Source organism: Oscillospiraceae bacterium, assembly GCA_035353335.1.
In the GTDB taxonomy this organism is placed as follows: Bacteria; Bacillota; Clostridia; order Oscillospirales; family JAKOTC01; genus DAOPZJ01.
The window spans coordinates 22107-42275 of sequence record DAOPZJ010000019.1 but is presented as its reverse complement, the minus strand read 5'-3'; the positions used below and the strand labels follow the sequence as shown (position 1 = coordinate 42275).

19 protein-coding genes and 1 pseudogene are annotated in these 20169 nt (G+C 52.6%); 17 read left to right on the top strand and 3 right to left on the bottom strand.

The annotated features are described in order from the left end of the window. From PKH29_05780 to PKH29_05735, 10 genes are all read left to right on the top strand, one after another. The coding region (locus tag PKH29_05780; protein HNX14346.1) for a FoF1 ATP synthase subunit a at window positions 1–514 on the top strand (514 nt) is incomplete at its 5' end. Window positions 515–567: 53 nt separating this feature from the next. Beyond that, window positions 568–780, top strand: a complete 213-nt coding sequence (gene atpE / locus PKH29_05775) for an ATP synthase F0 subunit C (GenBank protein HNX14345.1) — start codon at window positions 568–570, stop codon at window positions 778–780. A gap of 37 nt (window positions 781–817) precedes the next feature. Further along, window positions 818–1300, top strand: coding sequence for a F0F1 ATP synthase subunit B (atpF, locus tag PKH29_05770; GenBank protein HNX14344.1), 483 nt, complete (start codon window positions 818–820; stop codon window positions 1298–1300). Between the two features lie 6 nt (window positions 1301–1306). After that, window positions 1307–3082 (top strand): F0F1 ATP synthase subunit alpha, encoded by a 1776-nt coding sequence (atpA, locus tag PKH29_05765; protein HNX14343.1) that lies wholly within the window; start codon window positions 1307–1309, stop codon window positions 3080–3082. A 45-nt stretch (window positions 3083–3127) separates the two neighbouring features. Next, entirely contained in the window at window positions 3128–4027 is a 900-nt protein-coding gene (gene atpG / locus PKH29_05760) for an ATP synthase F1 subunit gamma (protein ID HNX14342.1), read from the top strand. A 24-nt stretch (window positions 4028–4051) separates the two neighbouring features. Further along, on the top strand, window positions 4052–5476 hold the full coding sequence (gene atpD / locus PKH29_05755) for a F0F1 ATP synthase subunit beta (GenBank protein HNX14341.1): 1425 nt from the start codon (window positions 4052–4054) through the stop codon (window positions 5474–5476). Window positions 5477–5505: 29 nt separating this feature from the next. Further along, window positions 5506–5928 (top strand): ATP synthase F1 subunit epsilon, encoded by a 423-nt coding sequence (atpC, locus tag PKH29_05750; protein ID HNX14340.1) that lies wholly within the window; start codon window positions 5506–5508, stop codon window positions 5926–5928. A gap of 133 nt (window positions 5929–6061) precedes the next feature. Further along, window positions 6062–6463 (top strand): SdpI family protein, encoded by a 402-nt coding sequence (locus tag PKH29_05745; protein HNX14339.1) that lies wholly within the window; start codon window positions 6062–6064, stop codon window positions 6461–6463. Between the two features lie 106 nt (window positions 6464–6569). Beyond that, window positions 6570–7052 carry a MarR family transcriptional regulator gene (locus tag PKH29_05740; GenBank protein ID HNX14338.1) on the top strand — a complete coding sequence of 161 codons (483 nt, stop codon included), beginning with the start codon at window positions 6570–6572 and terminating at the stop codon, window positions 7050–7052. A gap of 34 nt (window positions 7053–7086) precedes the next feature. Next, window positions 7087–9438 (top strand): ATP-binding cassette domain-containing protein, encoded by a 2352-nt coding sequence (locus tag PKH29_05735; protein ID HNX14337.1) that lies wholly within the window; start codon window positions 7087–7089, stop codon window positions 9436–9438. Window positions 9439–9756: 318 nt separating this feature from the next. Here the strand turns inward: PKH29_05735 and PKH29_05730 are convergent, their stop codons facing one another. Then, on the bottom strand, window positions 9757–10593 hold the full coding sequence (locus PKH29_05730) for an Mrp/NBP35 family ATP-binding protein (protein ID HNX14336.1): 837 nt from the start codon (window positions 10591–10593) through the stop codon (window positions 9757–9759). Between the two features lie 38 nt (window positions 10594–10631). Then, complete coding sequence (locus PKH29_05725; protein HNX14335.1) at window positions 10632–11015, bottom strand: DUF134 domain-containing protein; 384 nt, start codon at window positions 11013–11015, stop codon at window positions 10632–10634. A gap of 197 nt (window positions 11016–11212) precedes the next feature. Between PKH29_05725 and PKH29_05720 the strand changes: the two genes are divergently transcribed. Further along, a complete protein-coding gene (locus tag PKH29_05720; GenBank protein ID HNX14334.1) occupies window positions 11213–11596 on the top strand; it encodes a desulfoferrodoxin family protein in 384 nt (127 codons plus the stop codon). Window positions 11597–11748: 152 nt separating this feature from the next. Here PKH29_05720 and PKH29_05715 read toward each other — a convergent pair whose 3' ends face one another. After that, entirely contained in the window at window positions 11749–12618 is an 870-nt protein-coding gene (locus PKH29_05715; protein ID HNX14333.1) for a sugar phosphate isomerase/epimerase family protein, read from the bottom strand. 307 nt (window positions 12619–12925) lie between these two features. Between PKH29_05715 and PKH29_05710 the strand changes: the two genes are divergently transcribed. From PKH29_05710 to PKH29_05685, 6 genes and pseudogenes are all read left to right on the top strand, one after another. Beyond that, the gene (locus PKH29_05710; protein HNX14332.1) at window positions 12926–13588 is read left to right on the top strand and encodes a hypothetical protein; all 663 of its coding nucleotides are present in this window, start codon (window positions 12926–12928) and stop codon (window positions 13586–13588) included. A 382-nt stretch (window positions 13589–13970) separates the two neighbouring features. Beyond that, on the top strand, window positions 13971–15350 hold the full coding sequence (locus PKH29_05705; protein HNX14331.1) for an HD-GYP domain-containing protein: 1380 nt from the start codon (window positions 13971–13973) through the stop codon (window positions 15348–15350). Beyond that, entirely contained in the window at window positions 15344–15910 is a 567-nt protein-coding gene (locus tag PKH29_05700; protein HNX14330.1) for a DUF5317 domain-containing protein, read from the top strand. The genes PKH29_05705 and PKH29_05700 overlap by 7 nt, the downstream gene beginning before the upstream one ends. A gap of 117 nt (window positions 15911–16027) precedes the next feature. Further along, a complete protein-coding gene (locus PKH29_05695; protein HNX14329.1) occupies window positions 16028–17266 on the top strand; it encodes an argininosuccinate synthase in 1239 nt (412 codons plus the stop codon). 313 nt (window positions 17267–17579) lie between these two features. Continuing rightward, window positions 17580–18521 (top strand): annotated as a pseudogene (locus PKH29_05690) (L-lactate dehydrogenase). A gap of 47 nt (window positions 18522–18568) precedes the next feature. Further along, entirely contained in the window at window positions 18569–19741 is a 1173-nt protein-coding gene (locus tag PKH29_05685; protein ID HNX14328.1) for a malic enzyme-like NAD(P)-binding protein, read from the top strand. The last annotated feature ends 428 nt before the right edge of the window (window positions 19742–20169 follow it).

Here is a 20169-nt window from a genome sequence, read left to right as displayed (position 1 = left end):
AAAACCCGGCGGATTTCAGCTGCTGCTCGAGATGTTCGTCACGGGGATGGACGGCATGGCGCGCAGCAATCTGGGCGACAAGCTCGGCATCACCATGGCTCCGTATGCGGCTACCATCGGCGGGTTTATCGTGATGAGCGGCATTATCGAACTGTTCGGGCTGCGCGCCCCCTGCGCCGATATCAATATGACCGCAGCGCTGGCGCTGATGTCTTTTGTTTTGATCAATTATTTCGCGATCAGAGGCGGAGTCAAAAAGGCGCTTCATCATTTCAAGCCCTATGCGATATCGCCGATCATCCTCATCACCGATTTCGCCGTGCCGATTTCACTGGCTTGCCGTCTGTTCGGCAATATGTTGGCCGGCTTGGTGGTCATGGAACTGATCTACAACGTCATCCCGGTGGTGGTTCCCGCGGCGCTGTCTTTATATTTCAACCTGTTCCATGCGCTGCTTCAGGCGTTCATTTTTATGACGCTGACCATGTCTTTCATCCGCGAGAGAACCGAATAGATGCTTCGGTATTTAATTGATAGTTTCTGAATAACAGTAAAGAGGTGTTTTTAATGGAAATGATCGGAGCGGGGATTGCAGTCCTCTGCTGCATAGGCGCAGGCCTCGGCATGGGCTTGGCGACGGGTAAAGCTGTCGAGAGTGTGGCCAGACAGCCGGAGGCATCAGGCAAAATCAACAGTATCCTTCTGTTGGGGTTGGCTTTGGCCGAATCGACCGCTATTTACGGTTTTGTCATCGCGCTGATGATTGTGAGCAAAGCTTAGTCAACCCGAAAAGAAATCCGGAAAGGCATGAAATAAGATGAATCTGGATCCTTTGAAAATCCTTTATCACGTCATCAATTTGGTGATTTTGTTTGTTGTCTTCCGCTTTTTGCTGTATAAACCCGTGATGAAGTTCATCAACAAACGCCGGGATCAGATCAATTCCGAACTCGACGGCGCCGCAAAAGCCGAAGAAGAATCAAAACAAAAGCTGGAGCAGTATAACGCAAAGCTTGCGCAGGCAGACAGCGACGGCCGTGAGGCCGCCGGCCGAATCATCGACACTGCCAAAAAAGAGGCGGCATCCATGATCGATAACGCCAAATTACAGGCCGACGAACTCTTGAAACAGGCAGAGCGGAAAAAGGATGAGGAGATGACGAAGGCGCGCGAGGAACTGCAGAAAGAATCCGTCACACTCGCCGTCGGCATTGCAGGCAACATCCTTCAAAAAGAGATGACAGAGACCGAACAGCTCGACATGATCAATCGTTATGCCGAGAAGTTGAACCGGGAGTAACACGGCATGGAGAAATCGGGAATTCTGACGACTGCCGTAATAATCGACGATGTTACCGCCGACCGCATCTGCAAAAAAGCAGAGGCCTATTTACATGAGAGCGGCATAAAGTGGGGCCGCAGCGTGGATCCCTCGATTATCGGAGGATTCGTCGTGCGGGTCGATGATCGCGTCATCAATATGAGCGTTGATTTTCAACTCGAATCAATCTCCGGGAAACCCCGAATAAAGACGCCGAAAGAGAAAAACGCTTCGGAAATATCCACCGGCGATCTTGTCAGGGGGCTGAAAAATCAACTTCGCGGCTTCGACTTTAAACCGCAGGTACACAGCGTCGGAAAGGTCTATTTTTCGGCGGACGGAATCGTGAAAATCGACGGCCTTCCCGACTGCGAATACGGAGAGCTGCTCGCGCTGCCGAACGGCGGCGTCGCAATGGCATTCAATTTGGCAAAAAACGAGGGCGTCTGGGCTGTTTTGCTGTCCGGTGAAGACGACGTTTCCGAGGGCGACGAAGCGCAGACCACCGGCCTTGTCGCGAGCGTTCCGGTCGGAGACAATCTGATCGGACGCGTCATCGATTCGTTCGGCAATCCGATCGACGACAGGGGCCTGATCGAATACGAACACGTCCGCCCGCTCGAATCACCGGCTCCGTTCATCGTCGAGCGCGGTAAAGTCAACAAGCCGCTGATGACGGGCTTGCTTGCCATCGACTCGATGATTCCGATCGGAAGAGGTCAGCGCGAGCTGATCATCGGCGACCGCCAGACCGGCAAGACCGCGATTGCGGTTGACACGATTTTGAACCAGAAGGGCAAGGGCGTCATCTGCGTCTATGTGGCGATCGGGCAAAAGGCCTCGACCGTCGCGCAGCTGGCCGATACCTTCAGACAAATGGGCGCATTGGATTATACCGTGATCGTCTCGGCCACCGCCGGCGATTCGATTTTGATGCAGTACTGCGCGCCGTATGCCGGCTGCGCGATCGGCGAAGAATTCATGCGGCAGGGCAGGGATGTCCTGATTGTCTACGATGATTTGTCCAAACACGCCGTCGCCTACCGTACGCTGTCGCTTTTGCTGCACAGACCGCCCGGACGCGAGGCCTATCCGGGCGACGTTTTCTACCTCCATTCCCGGCTGCTCGAACGCGCCGCGAAATTGTCCGACGAACTCGGCGGCGGCAGCATGACCGCGCTTCCGATCGTCGAGACCATGGAGGGCGACATCTCCGCTTATATTCCGACGAACGTCATCTCCATCACCGACGGGCAGATCGTTTTGGAGAGCGAACTCTTTTTCTCGGGTGTACGGCCCGCCGTCAACGTAGGCCTCTCGGTCTCGCGTGTCGGCGGCTCAGCGCAGGAAAAGGCGATGCGAAAGGTCAGCGGAAAACTCCGGCTCGATCTGGCGCAATACCGCGAACTTGAGGTCTTCTCCCAGTTTTCAAGCGATCTGGATGCCTCGACCCAGCAGCAGCTCGCACAGGGCGTCCGGCTGACCGAGGCATTGAAACAGGGGCAGTTTCATCCGCTTTCGACGGAAAATCAGGTGATGCTCCTCTTTGCGGTTGAAAACCGGATGCTCGCCGATGTTCCGCTCAATAAAATCGGAGCCTTCAAAGAGGAATTCTTCAGCTTCATGTCCTCGGTTCATCCCGAGATCGGCAGCACGATCGCCTCAACCGGCGAATTGTCCGATGAGACCGCGGAAGCATTAAAAAAGGCGACGGAGGAAATAAAAGACAATTTTTTGGAGGGCCTGAAAACGGCTAAATAAACCCCGATGATTGATTCTCATAAAAAGGGACGGTGAACCGATCAAATGCAGAGCGTAAGCGACATCAAGCGCCACATCAAATCGAATACGCAAATTTATCAGATCACCCGCGCGATGTACCTGATTTCCGTTTCCAAGATGCGCAGGGCGATGGACTTGTATAAATCCAACACCGCGTATTTCACCAAGGTGCGCGCGGCGATGAAGGATATCATTCAACACACCGGCGGCGTCGAGCATCCGTTTCTTCGGCGCGAGATTCTCCCGAACCCCGAGGCCAAACATGCCTACATCGTCATCGCGGGCGATAAAGGCATGGCGGGCGCTTACAACCACAATGTTTTAAATGCCGCGTTTGCGCACATGCAGGGAAACGACAGGCAAAAATATATCTTCACGGTCGGCCAGATTGCCGGCGAATTTTTCAGCCGGCACGGGTTTATGGCCGATATGGAGTTTCTGACGATCGATCAAAACCCGTCGCTTCGAAACGCGCGGCTTGTCACCGACACCATCGTCGATCTCTACCGCCAGAAACTGCTCGACGAGGTCTATATTGTCTACACCAAAATGGTCTCGTCGGTCGCGCAGGAGCCGAAGATCATCCGCCTGCTCCCGGTTTTATACAGCAGTTTTGACGATGTCAGCGACACCTGGGAGGAAGAGGGAGAGCATTACAACGAGATTCTCTACGAGTCCTCGCCCAAACAGGTCATGGATACCCTGATTCCGCAGTATTTGATCGGCACGATTTACGGGGCGCTCGTGCAGTCATATGCGAGCGGACATATCGCCCGTATGAACGCAATGACCTCCGCAACTCACAACGCCGAAGAGATGCTCAGAAAGCTGCGGCTTGACTATAACCGCGCACGGCAGGCCGCGATCACCCGGGAGATGACCGAGATCGTCAGCGGCGTCAACGCGTTATCGTCCGCGCATTGAATGCCGATTGGAGAATAGTAACTTATGGCAGATTTGAGTCAAAAGAATATCGGAAAGCTCTCCGCGATCATCGGCTCCGTTTTGGACGTCGATTTTTCGGGCGTGCGCCTTCCCGAGATCTATAACGCCCTTTATACCGAAAACCACGGGGAGACCGTCTGGATGGAAGTCGAACAGCACCTCGGGAACGGGATGGTGCGCTGCATCGCGCTGCAGGCCTGCGAAGGCCTTCGCAGGGGACTTGAAGTCATCGACACCGGCGCGCCGATCTCGGTTCCGGCGGGCAAAGCCGTGCTCGGTCGGGTCATGGACGTTTTGGGCCGCCCCGCCGACGGTAAAGGCCCCGTCAATTCCGGGATGATGCTGCCGATTCACCGGATTCCCCCGATGTTTTCGCAGCAGAACCCGACGACCGAGATTTTCGAGACCGGCATCAAAGTCATCGACCTGCTCGCGCCTTATGCCAAGGGCGGAAAGATCGGCTTGTTCGGCGGCGCGGGCGTCGGCAAAACGGTTCTGATCATGGAACTGATTCACAACATCGCCACCGAACACGGCGGCTATTCGATTTTTACCGGCGTCGGCGAGCGCTCCCGCGAGGGACAGGAACTGATTCAGGAGATGAACGAGTCCGGCGTCATCGAAAAGACCGCGCTGGTTTTCGGACAGATGAACGAACCGCCGGGATGCCGTATGCGCGTCGCGCTGACCGGCCTGACCGTCGCGGAATCCCTGCGCGACGAAGCGGGTAAAGAGGGCAAGGGCCGCGACGTCTTACTATTCATCGACAACATCTTTCGTTATATCCAGGCCGGAAGCGAGGTCTCGGCGATGCTCGGTCGCATGCCGTCCGCGGTCGGCTATCAGCCCACGCTCGCAAACGAGGTCGGCCTGCTCCAGGAACGCATCACCTCGATCAAAAACGGATCCATCACCTCGGTTCAGGCGATTTATGTGCCTGCGGACGACCTGACCGACCCGGCGCCTGCGAGCATTTTTTCCCACCTTGACGCCACGACGGTTTTATCGCGCGCCATCTCGGAACTCGGCATCTATCCCGCGGTCGACCCGTTGGCTTCGACCAGCCGGATTCTGGAGCCACGCATCGTCGGCGAAGAGCATTATCAGGTCGCAAGGCGCGTGCAGGAGAATTTGCAGCGCTATAAAGAATTACAAGATATTATCGCGATTTTGGGCATGGAGGAACTCGGCGAGGAAGATCGCAAGACCATCTACCGCGCCCGTAAAATCCAGCGCTTTTTATCTCAGCCGATGTTTGTCGCGACCCAGTATACCGGACAGGAGGGGCGATACGTCCCGCTCAAAAAGACCATCGCCGGGTTTAAGGCGATTGTGGACGGTGAGGCGGACGATCTGCCCGAGGCCGCGTTCTATATGGCGGGTACGCTTGATGAAGTCCGCCAAAACGCGGAGAAGTTAAAAGCATAACTCTCAGCTGGTGAAAGGAGGTCGGCTTTATGGCTGAAAACACCTTTTTGCTTGAAATCATCACGCCGGAGCGCACTTTTTTCAGCGACCGGGCAAAGCAGGTCATCGTCACCGCGATCGACGGCGAACTCGGCGTTTTAAAGGGGCATGTCCCGATGGTCACCTCGCTTGCGGTCGGAGAAGTTCGCATTCAGAAAGCCGACGGCACCTGGCGCTCGGCGGCGTGTTCCGACGGGTTTATGCGCGCCGGCCCGAACCATACGCTGATCACGGTTCAGACCGCCGAATGGCCGGAGGAGATCGACGTCAACCGCGCCAAAATTCAACTGATGCACGCTGAGGAGCAATTGCGGCAAAAAGAGAGCAATCTGCAATTTGCCGCGAGTAAAAACAAGCTGGCAAGAGCCGTGCTGCGCCTGCGTGTCGGCGGCAGGGGCTCGGTCAACCACTGAACATGCGATATCATGAAACAACCCTTTAGGAGCGCCTGACGGTTGTTTCTTTTTATAGACGGACATATGAAACGGAATACAAACGCGGACATACAGAGTCCGTTGCAGCAGTTTGAAGATTGGAGGCCGTTATATGGATTTTTGGGTTTTTATGCTGGTGATGTGCTTGCTGATTCCCTGCGTAATGATCGGGTTCGGTATATATTTCAGAAATCACCCGCCCAAAAAGATCAATTACATCGTCGGCTACCGCACCGCACGCTCGATGAAAAGCAAAGAGACCTGGGATTTTGCGCACCGGCATTCGGGGCGAATCTGGGCGATCTGCGGCTTGATTTTATTGCCGGTTTCAGCTGCCGTGATGCTGCTTGCGCTCGGAAAAGACGACGACACGGTCGGGCTTTTCGGCGCGGCGGTCTGCATGATACAAGTTTTGGTGATGATATTATCAATCATACCGACCGAAATCGCCTTGAAAAAGAATTTTGATGAAAACGGGAAACCGCTTGATCCCGAGAGTCGCTCAATTTTGTAAAATACACAAAAAATATTTTTAAAAACTGTTGACTTTTCACAAACGGCTGATATAATGGTTAACCATGTTAACTGTTGTATCGGTTAACTTTTTGGAGGGAACTTTTATGGAACAGACGCAGGGGATGCAGCTGTTACAGGCGTTCGGCGATATCCGACGGCAGTTGAAACGCATTTTTGCGGGCGGGAATCTGTCGCAGGGCGAATTTTTTGTCTTAAAAATGCTCAGTGAAAAAAGCGGGGACTGCATGAGCCCCGGATTTGAGGGATTTCCGAGAGCGGCGTTTTTATCCGGCAAACTCGAGATGAAGCGCCCGATGATCTCACGGATTCTAAATCGGCTGGAGCAAAGGGGATATATCATCCGCACCATCGACAAAACCAACCGCAGGAGCTTTGAAATTCACCTGACCGGGGAAGGAGAACAGGCGGTGCGGGAGGCAGAGGCGGTTATGGCGGGTGTATTGAAGCAGCTCGGAATCGAACTGGGTGAAGCGGATACGGATAAACTGATCAACCTCTTAACGCGCGTCGCGGACATTTTCCGCGACATAGCGGGGACGAATCCCGAGGAACCCGAAGAATTCTGAAACAACTTATCGTTAAAATAAACACGGAGGAACTATGTTAAAACTCAAACTGGAGAACATCGTCAAGACCTATAAGAGCGGAGAGATCGTCACTGCGTTGAAAGGCGTTTCGCTCGGGTTTCGCGAGAGCGAATTCGTCTCGGTTCTGGGGCCGTCGGGCTGCGGAAAAACCACCTTGTTAAACATCATCGGCGGGCTCGACCGCTACGACAGCGGCGACCTCGTGATCAACGGGATTTCCACCAAAAAATACAAAGACGGCGACTGGGACGCCTACCGCAACCGCTCAATCGGCTTTGTGTTCCAGACCTATAATCTGATCGGCCACCAGACCGTATTGCAAAACGTCGAGATCGCGCTGACGCTTTCGGGCGTGTCGGTCGCGGAGCGCAGGCGCAGAGCCAAACAGGCGCTCGCCGACGTCGGGCTTTCCGACCAGATCAAGAAAAAGCCCAATCAGCTCTCAGGCGGGCAGATGCAGCGCGTCGCCATCGCGCGGGCGCTCGTCAACGACCCCGACATCGTCCTCGCCGACGAACCGACCGGAGCATTAGACAGCCATACGAGCGTGCAGATTCTGGAGATTTTAAAACAGGTCGCAAAGAACCGTCTTGTGATTATGGTCACCCACAACGGCGAATTGGCCGATAAATATTCCACCCGCATCGTGCGGCTGCTCGACGGCGAAATCCAATCCGATAACAATCCCGCACAGGAAGAACTCAGTGAAGAACCGCCGAAAACAGGGAAAAAGTTTAAAAAGACCTCGATGTCGCTGTTCACCGCGACGTCGTTATCGTTTCGCAATCTGATGACCAAGCGCGGCAGGACGATTGTGACTTCATTCGCCGGCAGCATCGGCATCATCGGCGTGGCGCTCGTGCTGGCGCTCTCGAGCGGGCTTTCGAACTATATGAGCGATATGCAGTCCGACACGCTTTCGGGCTTTCCTGTCACGATCTCCGCGGGCGAACAAAGCATTGATTTGACGAGGCGTCCGGGACTTATGGTCAAGAATGCGGTTGATTTCGAGGAATATCCGTCCGATAATGTGCTGTATGCCTACGACAGCGAGGCCAACACCACCAAGCACAAAAACGTGATCTCGCAGGAATATCTCGATTATGTCGGCGGGATCGAGAATGCGCTGCCCGGTACGGTCAACAACATCTCTTATACCCATGCCGTGACCATCAACCTGTTGGCCAAGGGACAGGACAGCGTCGTCAAATTTAAAACTTCCGTCAACAACCTGACCATGGCGCAGTTCAGCGGAAACCTCTATTGGCAGGAACTGCCCGAGAGCGGCGATTTCATCCTGTCGCTTTATGACCTGATCGGCGACGGAAGCCGGATGCCAAAGTTAAAAAACGAAGTTGTATTAGTGGTCGACGAATATAACCGCATCAATAAATCGTTCTTTGAGCAGCTCGGCATCACCGGCGAGACCGCGCAATACAAGCTGACTGATTTTATCGGCAAGACGATTTTAAAAGTGATTCCGAACGATGCCTTCTATACCCAAAACGGCGACCTGTTTGCCGCCGCAAATCCAAGCGACTACGGGAACCTCTATGACGGCGATGCCGGAACCGCGCTGACCATCGTTGGAATCCTGCGCGCCAAACCTGACGCGTCGAGCACTTATCTGTCGCAGGGCATCGCCTATACGACCGCGCTGACCAATGCCGTCGTCGCGGATGCGCAAAACAGCGCAATCGCCAAGGCACAGAACGCTTCGGACAAGAACGTTCTGCTCGGAACGCCGTTTACCGACGTGAGTGAAAAGGACAAGGCGCTGCTCGCGCTCGGCGCCGATACCACGCCGACCGGCGTCAACATCTACCCCAAGGACTATGCGAGCAAAGATCAAATCAAGGCCTGGCTCGACGACTACAACTCGGGAAAACCGGATGAAGAACAATTGATTTATTCGGATATGGCGGAGTTAATTACCTCGATCACCGGCACGCTGCTGGACACCGTGACCTATGTGCTCGTCGGATTCGCCGCGATTTCGCTGCTCGTCTCGACGATTATGATCGCCATCATCACCTACGTGTCGGTCATCGAGCGCACCAAGGAGATCGGAATTCTGCGCAGCGTCGGTGCGCGCAAGAAGGACATCTCGCGGGTGTTCAACGCCGAGACGCTGATCATCGGGCTTACGGCGGGCGTGATGGGCGTCGGGATATCCTATCTGCTCACGATACCGATCAATAAAATCATTTTGCGGCTGACCGAGATTCCCGGCATCGCCAGTATGAGTTTGTATCACGCCGTTGCGCTGATCGCAGGCAGCATGATTCTGACGCTGATCGCAGGCTTTATCCCGTCGCGCATCGCCGCCAAGAAAGACCCGGTCGTGGCGCTGAGAACGGAGTAAGATAATTCAGGATTAAGAATTAAGAATTCAGAAGATAAAACCAAGAGGCCTTCCGGAAGGAAGGCCTCTCGCTTTTTGTTGCACAGATTGCAAAGTTTTATATTGTTAGAAATATAGAATATTACATGCAGGCGGGATGCATCGAACCGTTGCGGTTCATTTCAGCCCGCTCGGAGAAGGTTATCAGCTACAAGCCGAAGACCTTTCCCTACAGGAACGCGATACAAAACACCTCTGCGTTATCACGGGTCGTAATCTGCGCGGCAGGAACGGGGATGCCGACCCCTACATAACGGGCGATTACGAATCGCCCCTACGCTATTTTGTAGGTAATGCTTCGATTTTTTTGAGCATTCCGTCGAGCCAATCGCCTTCGAAGAGCTCAATCATGCCTTTGTCGCAGGCGGCGGCGAGTTTCGGATTGATCGGGATGCGCGCGGTGGTTTCGATACCGAAGCGCCTGGCGACTTCCTCGATATGGCTCTCGCCGAACAGCGCGTGCTTTTCACGGCAGTTCGGGCATTCGAAGTAGGACATGTTCTCGACAAGGCCGATGACCGGAATATGCATCATTTTTGCCATATTGACCGCCTTTTCGACGACCATCGAGACCAGTTCCTGCGGGGAGGTGACGACGATTACGCCGTCAATCGGAATCGACTGGAACACCGTCAGCGGCACGTCGCCGGTTCCCGGCGGCATATCGATGAACATGATGTCGACGTCATTCCAGATAACGTCGGTCCAGAACTGCCTGACCGCGCCTGAGATGACAGGGCCCCGCCAGACCACCGGATCGGTCTCGTTCGGGAGCAGCACATTGATCGACATGATCTGGATACCGGTCTTGGTGAGCACCGGATAAAGAGCCGATTCGGTGCCCTCGGCTTTTTGATGGATATTGAAGGCCTTCGGGATCGAAGGGCCGGTGATGTCTGCGTCCAAAATCGCGGTGCGGCTTCCCGCACGCTGAGAGAGCACGGAGAGAAGGCCGGTGACCAGCGATTTGCCGACGCCTCCTTTGCCGCTCAATACCGCGATGACTTTTTTCACGCTGCTCATATCGTGCAGCTTTTCGACCTGTATGGCTTTTCTCTCGGAACAGTTTGAAGAACAGCTCTCGCAGTTGTGGGAACATTCGTTGCCGTTGCTCATGAAATATCTCCTTTTTCGTTATGGAATAAGATTCGGTTTTATCCGATTTTTTGATCCTTGTCTGTATCGATGCACCGTCGGCGGCAGCCGTGCGCGCCGACGCGTCCGCATCCGTTTCCGCATTCGCAGGTGTATTGGCCGCAGAGAATATAATCGCCGCCGGAGATCACGATGCTTCTGCCCTCGACGATGGCTTTCGCCAGTTTCCGGCGGGCGGTTTCATAAATGCCCTGAGCCGTGGTCCGGGCGACGCGCATCTGGCGGGCGCATTCCTCCTGCGTATTATTCTCGAGATCGATAAGGCGTATGACCTCGTATTCTTCGACGGTGAGGGTGATTTCGCCCCCTGAAACCGCGCCCGGCTGTAAACATCCGAATTTCGGCATTCGGCAGACATAGCGGGGTTTAATCGGCCGCGGCATGAAATCGCCTCCTTTTCCGGCATATGCCGGATACATATTTATCATATGAACCGTTTTTTGTCAAGTAATTTTATCACAATCCGCAGTGTTGACACCGCGCATGCGAATCGATATAATCAAACCATAAACCGATGATGAGTTTGTGAAAATTACCGTATCGGTTCAAAAAAATACAACAATCGAAAGGCGGAATCAACATGTGCGAGACAAAATTCTTTATTTGTAAACATTGCGGGAATATCATCGGAGTGATTCATGCGTCCGGCGTGCCGGTCGTGTGCTGCGGAGAACCCATGACCGCGCTCGTGCCGAACACGGTTGAAGCCAGCCATGAAAAACATCTGCCGGTCGTCACTGTCACAGGCGATCTGGTCACCGTCGCGGTCGGCTCCGCCGCGCATCCGATGCTTGCGGAACACTACATCATGTGGGTCTATCTCCAGACCGAAAACGGCGGACAGCGCAAATGCCTTGCGCCAGGCGATAAACCCGAAGCGGTCTTCTCGCTGACCGGAGATAAAGCGGTCGCGGCCTACGCCTACTGCAACCTCCACGGACTGTGGAAAACGGACATCTTATAAATGATACATAAACCGGCGGCGCGGAAATCATTTTTCGCGCCGCCGGTTTATCATTCATCGGGTAGGGGCGCGCATTGCGCGTCTGTGCGGATACACGCCCCGCAGTTTTCGGACGGCCAAGGCGAGTCGTGCCCGTAACGCCCCTACATGAGTCAATCCACCCACATGGGTAAAGGATCACAGAGCGGGAAGCCGAAGCGGTCGGGCTGCTTGCCCGTCATCAAAGCCGCGTGGTTATCGGCAAAATCGCGCCAGGCAAGAGGGCGGCGCACGATCGTCTTTTCGGGGAGGCGCGAGATCTCGTAGAGCCAGGGGCCGTCGTAATCCGCTTTTTCAAGTGCGGCAATCAATTCGGGCCAGTCGGTTTTGCCCTCGCCGGGCAGCCAGTGCCGTTCGTTGATGAAATCATAATCCGAGACGTGCAGGGTCAAAATCCGCCCCGAAACGGCTTTGATGAGTTCCTCGTGGGTATCCATCAGCAGGTGATTGGTGTCGAAGCAGACGAAAAGCCGGGGGTCTTCAAGCAACTCCGTCATATCCGAAGCATTTCTTCCGAGACAAGTGCGCGGGAGATTTTCAACGGCGACTTTCATACCGAGGGTTTCGGCCAGATCGGCCAGTTTTGACACCCAATTTTTCGACTCCTTCATGCTTTCGGCACGGTCGCATTCTTCAATCGGCTCGCCGCTCGGGTGGACGACCAGCACTTTGACGCCGATGTCCGCGGCTTGTTTCGCGAGTTCAGCGTCATAACGAAGGGTCCCGGTTCTTACGGCGGGATCCGGGTGCGCGGGATTGGTTTTCTGATGTTCGAACGGAAGGTGAAACGACCACAGAGCGATGCCGTTCTGTTTTGAATAGGTCTGTATATTTTTCCATTCGATTTCGGGATAAAGGGAATAGGCATAACTGAGCTCAATCGCTTTTACCCCGGCTGCGTTCAGCTCGAAAAAGTCGTTTTCGGTCGGATGCGAACGGGCGCACAGCGATACCGCGAGCGGCCAATTTTTTCTGTCGGACATCGGAAATCCCTCCTTGTAAACGATGAGTATTTTATCACAAATGTCGAAAATTGCAATAATATGCCACAAAATGGTATAAAATTTTATGAAAATATTTTTACGCCTGTAAAATCAAAAATTGGTAAAGTGGATATATTTATTAAATTATGAAGATTTTATGAGGAAAAACATCAGAAAAACCGAATATTTCCCGCAAAAAACACTCACAGAGGTAATTGTTGGCTATTTTGTCAAAAATCGTTGACAATGCCGGATTTACAATGTATAATTTTTACAAGCCACACTACGGAAAATAGCGGAGGGAAGCATGGAGAACGAGAACAAAGTTTTTAACACAAAGACCGAGATGTTCGAGGATTGCCAAAAAACGATTTCCTCACTTCCCGGTGTTCTGAATGTCCGTTTTTCCTATTCAGATGCCGGTGATCCGACAGACATCCATGTGCTCTCCGACATCACCCGGTCGCCGAAACAGGTTCTGAGGGATATCCAGTCGACGATGTTCGCGAAATATAACCTCGTTCTGGACCGGCGGATTGTGAGCATTGCGCAGCTGCAGTCCGCGAATATCGCGCACGGGCCCAAAGCGGTTCGCCTGATTTGCCAGCGGGTCGATATTTCGTCGACCAAAGAAGAAGTCACCGCAACCGTTGTGCTTGAGAACGGAGACGAGGAATATACCGGGCGGGCGGTTTACGCGAATACTCCCTACGGCCGCCGCCGGATAATCGCCGAGGCAACACTAAACGCGGTTAAAGAATATCTGCATGACGCCAACCGATTTACGGTGCTGGACGTCAAAGAACTTGAGACGGCGGATCTGAAAGTGCAGGTCGTATTGGTCAGTTCCAACACGGTCGGCAGCAACGAGGTGCTCGTCGGCGCGGCGGGAGACCCGAAAGACCCGATGTATGCGGTCGCCAAAGCCACACTTGACGCGGTGAACAGGAAGGTGCAATTTTTAAACTGAGGACAGCATTAAAAATTTAATATCGTCTGCGCGGACCCGGGTATCTGCCGGTCTTTCAGCGAAGCGAAAATATGGCCTGTTCGAATAGCGAATGAACAGAGTAAATTCGGGAGGTCATATACATGAAGAAGACAGTTGAAAAGATCGTGCTTGCTGTTACAGCAGTCGTTAGTTTGCTTTTGTCCAGCGGCGCGTACTTCAAATGGATCAGCTTCTAAGCTGTACCAAGGTGCGTCTCTAATTCAAATTCGATCACAGTTCCGGCTTTTATCCGGGCGCGCGCAGATGATATCATGAAGCCGTTTAAAAATCTACACAAGAATAAACGGCTTCGGTCCGCGGAGAAGGGGGCTCCGCATTTTTCCTGCGGGGGAGGGATATCGTGTCCAAAATTTTATGGAAGATTTATATTGCCGCGGTATCGCTCGGCGGCATTTACATAACCTATCTGAGCTTTGACAAGCTGATCGGACATATTTCCGAATCCGCCGATTTCAGCGGAGAACTCTCGTATATCATCATTATGTCGATCATGTGCATCATCTGCGCATCGGTGCCGGTCGTCATCAGCAACAACCAGTCACTGGACATGTCCTATGTCTGCATTTTTTCGACTCTTCTGATAAAAGGGGCTTATGAGGCGGTCGTAATCGCTGTGGTAGGCCTTGTTTTCGCCATTTCGAAGCAAGTGCAAAAGTCCAAGGACGGCAGCATTCTGCAGGTCAGATACCGCCATATATTCAATACACCGGTTCGCCAGTCATTTTTCAATATCGGAAATCTTGCCGTTTCGATCTTTTTCCCGGGCTTGCTGTATGAAAAGATCTATACAGACATGGGTTACTCCATCGGAAGCATGAGAATGCCGGGAATCCTATGGCCGATGTTCGTGTTCCTGGTGCTGACACTGATCTGTAATTATCTGCTGCTCGTCGCGCTGTTCGTACTCGGAAAGATGATGAAGCCGATCGACGCGTTTGCGGCGACCTTCGGCGAACTGCTTCCGAACCTTGCGAGCATCGCGCCGTTCGGCCTCCTGTTCGCCTATATTCTCAGCATCGAATCCGGTCAGTATCTGGTGCTGCTGTTTATCTTCCCGCTGCTGCTCGCGCGATATTCGTTCAATCTGTACCTCGACAGCAAAAACCAATATTATAAGATGGTCAAGACGCTGGTTGTCACCCTCGAAGCCAAGGACATCTACACCAAAGGTCACTCCCAGCGCGTCGAGGCCTATGCGGAGGAAATCTGCATGACGATGAGAATGCCGATGGCACAGACCGAGATTGTCAAGATCGCGGCGCTTTTACATGATATCGGGAAAATCGGCATCGGCGACACGATTTTGGGCAAACCGGGCCGGCTGACCGACGACGAATTTATGGTGATCACGACTCACCCCGCCATCGGCGTCAAGATTTTAAAAGAGATCAACGTCAATCCCAAGATGGTGCAGTACGTAAAATATCATCACAAATGGTTCAACGGCTGCGGTTATCCCGACGTGGACGAGGGAGAAGAAGTGCCGCTTGAATCGTTTATCCTCGGCGTCGCGGACGCCTATGACGCCATGACCAGCGACCGGCCTTACAGGAAGGGCTTCTCGCCCGAGAAAGCCCTTCAGATTATTGAGGAGAGCATGGGAGAGCAGTTCCATCCCGAAGTCGCGAAGGCATTTTTGAAAATCAAACGAGGGCAGCTTGAACGCGGAGAGCCGGTCACCGAATTGGAAAAAGAACCCGGAGAACAAGAACTATGTTAGCGCTGACGGTAGTGGTCTTCGGTGTTTTGCTCGGATATATCTGCGGTGGCAGGGTCAAAGGCCTGCTCCACACCGAAATCCGGGCTTTGTGGCTTCCGATCATCGCTTACATCATGGATGCGGGCGGCGCTCAATTGGCTGAAATATGGCCCGCCTTTGTCCCGTACAGCTGGATTTTAATCACCGCGCAATATATCGTGCTATTTGTCTTCATCATCCTGAATTTATTCCGCTTTGAGTTTTGCCTGTTCGGCGCCGGTACACTGATGAATTTTCTGGTAATCTCGTTTAACGGTTTTAGGATGCCGGTTGCGGAAAACCTTTATCTGGATACACAGGGAGAGATGGCGGGATATGTCGGCGCGCTCTCGAAAAATGAGATTTTCCGATATACGCTGATGACGCCGAAAACCGTTTTTCCGTTTTTCGGAGACATCATCTATGTACCCGTATTCGGCGGATTTGCCAGCATCGGCGATGTCCTTCTCGCCGTCGGTCTGGCGTTTATCATTGTCCGCGGAATGCGTTCTGTGCGGACGCAGCAGCGGGCGTTTGAATAGACAATGAACGTAAAACTGAATAAATATTCACTATAATTGAATAAAATTACATACAAACCCTTGACAAACCCCTGATTATGTGTATAATATACGGTATACCACGTAAGGGGGATTCTTATGGCAGCCAGGAAATCAAATCAAATCAAAAAAGTCGTATTGGCTTATTCGGGCGGTTTGGATACGTCGATCATCATCCCATGGCTCAAAGAGCATTACGACAACTGCGAAGTCATCGCGGTCTCGGGCGATGTGGGGCAGGGTACCGAGCTGGACGGACTGGAGAAAAAGGCTCTGGCCACCGGCGCCTCAAAACTCTATATCGAGGATTTAAAAGAATCTTTTATCACCGATTATATCTATCCGACGCTCAAGGCGGGCGCGGTTTATGAGGGCGAATATCTGCTCGGCACATCGTTTGCAAGGCCGATCATCGCAAAACGCGTCGTCGAGATCGCGCTCAAAGAGGGCGCCGACGCAATCTGCCACGGCTGCACCGGCAAGGGCAACGACCAGGTGCGCTTTGAGCTGACCATCAAAGCGTTCGCGCCGCAAATGAAGATCATCGCCCCATGGCGCGAATGGGACATCAAGTCCCGCGACGAGGAGATCGATTATGCCGAGGCGCACCATATTCCGCTGAAAATTAACCGCGAAACCAACTATTCAAAAGATAAAAACCTCTGGCATCTGTCGCACGAGGGCATGGACCTTGAAGACCCCGCCAACGAGCCGCAGTATAAAAAGCCCGGATTCTTAGAGATGGGTACCTGTCCGGAACTTGCGCCCGACAGGCCGACTTACGTCACAATTGATTTTGATAAAGGCGCTCCGGCCGCGGTGAACGGCAGAAAGCTGGCGCCGGTAGAACTGCTCGAAACCTTGAATAAGCTCGGCGGCGAAAACGGCATCGGGCTTGTCGATCTGGTCGAAAACCGGCTGGTCGGCATGAAGTCGAGGGGCGTTTACGAGACCCCCGGCGGCACGATTTTATACCGCGCGCATAAAGTGCTGGAAACCCTCTGCCTCGACCGCGACACACTGCACTATAAAGAGCTCATCGCATCCAAATACGCGGAACTGGTCTATTTCGGCCAGTGGTTTACCCCGCTGCGCGAATCGCTCGCCGCATTTGTCGACAAGACACAGGAGACGGTCACCGGCACGGTCAAATTAAAGCTGTATAAGGGCAACCTGATCAATGCGGGCGTCAAGTCCCCGTATTCGTTGTACGACGAGGCAACCGCGACTTTCGGGCAGGATGAGGTCTACAACCAGGCCGACGCCGCCGGGTTCATCAACCTGTTCGGCCTGCCGATCAAAGTGAGCGCGCTCAAGAAATCCAAGGGTAAAGCGTAAAATCAAAGTGTAAAATCACTGATCAGTTTAACAGTTGGCAGTTAAAATTGTTAAATGACAGTTCCGGAAATTCCCCTTTGGAGGGGTCATACGAAATCAAGAGGACGGTTTCGGCTGTCCTTTTTGAATTTTTCATATGCAATAAGCCTGCGGGGATTTAATTTTGTATTTTACATTTAAAAGCCATTTTATATTGCAATTTGTTTTGTGATTTGTTAGTATATTGCGAAGTCGGAATTTATCCTTTCGACAGTAAAAAACGGCCCAATAAAGAACAAGCGAGGATTTATATGAGTAAACCCAGAGGAAATTCAAAGTTGCAATCATCGGCGCCGGTTTTGTCGGCGCGTCCGTTGCGTTTGCGATCTCACTCAAACAGATAGCCAGTGAGCTGGTCATCATAGACGTCAATAAAGAAAAAGCAATCGGCGAGGCCATGGATATCAACCACGGCCTGGCATTTTTGGGTCAGATGGAAGTCTATGCGGGCGATTACAGTGATTGCGCCGACTGTGACGTCATCGTCATTACAGCGGGATTAGGCAGAAAACCGGGCGAGACCAGACTTGATTTGGCCAATAAAAACGTCCCGATTGCAAAAGATATCATCACCGAGGTGATGAAATATTACAACGGCGGCGTCATTTTAGTCGTCTCCAACCCGTTGGACATCATGACCTATATGATTCAGAAGTGGTCCGGCCTCGAAAACGGCCGTGTCTTCGGAACCGGCACGACCCTTGACAGTTTACGTTTCCGTTATCTGCTCAGCAGAAAATTTGACGTGGATGTGCATAACATTCACGGTTACATCATCGGAGAACACGGAGACAGCCAGTTCCCGGTTTGGTCCAAAACCACCATCGTCGGCACAAGCATCGACGAAATATTGATCCCGGGCACAGGCGCTTTTTTGAGCGAAGAAGAAAAAGCCTTTATCGCCCGGGAAACCAGCACGGCGGGTGCGCAGACCATCAAGAACAAAGGCGCGACCTATTATTCCATCGCTGTTGTCATTTGTTCATTGTTAGAGACCATTTTGAAAAATCTAAAAACCATTCGAACGGTCAGTACCATTATCAACAACTGGAAGTACGGTATTGATGACGTCGCGCTCTCCCTGCCGGCCATCGTCGGCGCAAACGGGGCGGAAAAGATTTTTGATGTCAGCCTCAACGACAAGGAAATCGAGCTTCTGCAAAATTCCGCGGCGCAAATCAAGGCATTTTTAGAAAATTTCAAGCACATGCTTTAACGGCACACGCGAAAGACGCGAACGAATACAGAAAAGAGGAAAATGCAATGGATTATGCAAAAGAGTCCTTGAAGCTCCATGGTGAGTGGAAAGGGAAAATTGAGGTCATCAGCCGCGTACCGGTCAAGAACAAACAGGATCTCTCACTGGCTTATACCCCGGGCGTCGCACAGCCCTGTCTTGAAATCCAAAAGGACGTTGACTTATCCTATACCCTGACCAGAAGAGGCAACCTTGTCGCCGTCGTCACCGACGGAACCGCCGTTTTGGGCCTTGGCGATATCGGCCCCGAAGCCGGCATGCCGGTCATGGAGGGCAAGTGTGTCCTGTTTAAAACATTCGGCGACGTCGACGCGATTCCGCTGTGCATTCGTTCCAAAGATGTCGATGAAATCGTCAAAACGGTCACTCTGCTGGCGGGCAGCTTCGGCGGCATCAACCTCGAGGATATTGCCGCTCCGCGTTGCTTTGAGATTGAAAGACGTTTAAAGGAAACCTGCGATATTCCGATTTTCCATGACGACCAGCACGGCACAGCTGTTGTCGTGCTTGCCGCGATGCTCAACGGTTTAAAAATTGTCAAAAAACAGATCGACGACGTCTCTGTCGTTGTGAACGGCTCCGGTGCCGCCGGTATCGCCGTAACAAAGCTTTTGATGAGCATGGGCCTCAGGAGGGTGATCCTCTGCGACACAAAAGGCGCCATTTACGAAGGCAGGGACAATCTCAACGCCGCAAAAGCCGAAATGGCCAAGATTTCCAACCTTGAAAAGAAAACCGGTTCCCTCAAAGAAGTCATCGTCGGCGCCGACGTCTTCATCGGACTGTCCGCCCCGGGCATGGTCACACAGGAAATGGTCAGGACGATGGCAAAAGACCCGATCATTTTCGCCATGGCGAACCCGACCCCGGAAATCATGCCTTCCGATGCGCTGGCTGCCGGCGCCAAGGTTGTCGGCACAGGCCGTTCCGACTTCCCCAACCAAATCAACAATGTTCTGGCTTTCCCGGGTATTTTCAGAGGCGCTCTGGATGTCCGCTCCGGCGACATCAACGACGAGATGAAGATTGCCGCCGCCAAGGCGATTGCCGGCCTCATCACAGCCGATGAACTGAACCCCGAATACATCATCCCGGCCCCGTTTGACCCGAGAGTCGGCGGCGCTGTCGCACAAGCCGTCCGCGAAGCCGCCAGAAAGTCCGGCGTCGCCAGAATTTAAGTCCAAGTTAAAATTGAATGAGCCCCGAGTGAACTTTACGGTTCATGCGGGGCTTTTTCACGCCGGAAGCGCAATTTTTATCGCCCGCTCAAGAAAGCTAAGAGTAAAGTGTAAAGTGACAGATCCGTAAACTCTCTTCTGTTTAAATTTGCATCAAAAGGGGATGGCTTTGGTTGTCATCTTAAAAATGACCACCGCTCCACAGAGAGGAATTTTTTGCGAATGCATTTCGTTTCGTATTTATACGCATTTATTTGACGGGCGAACAATGTTCGCTCCTACATTGTGATGACCTATACACTATATACATCAATAACGGGCACAATAAAAACCGGTTTTCCGAGTGAAATTTTACCATGCCGAAAATGCTGAAATTTATTTAAAAAAGTGCTTGCAATGGGGTTTTCTTTGTGATATACTTTCAAAGC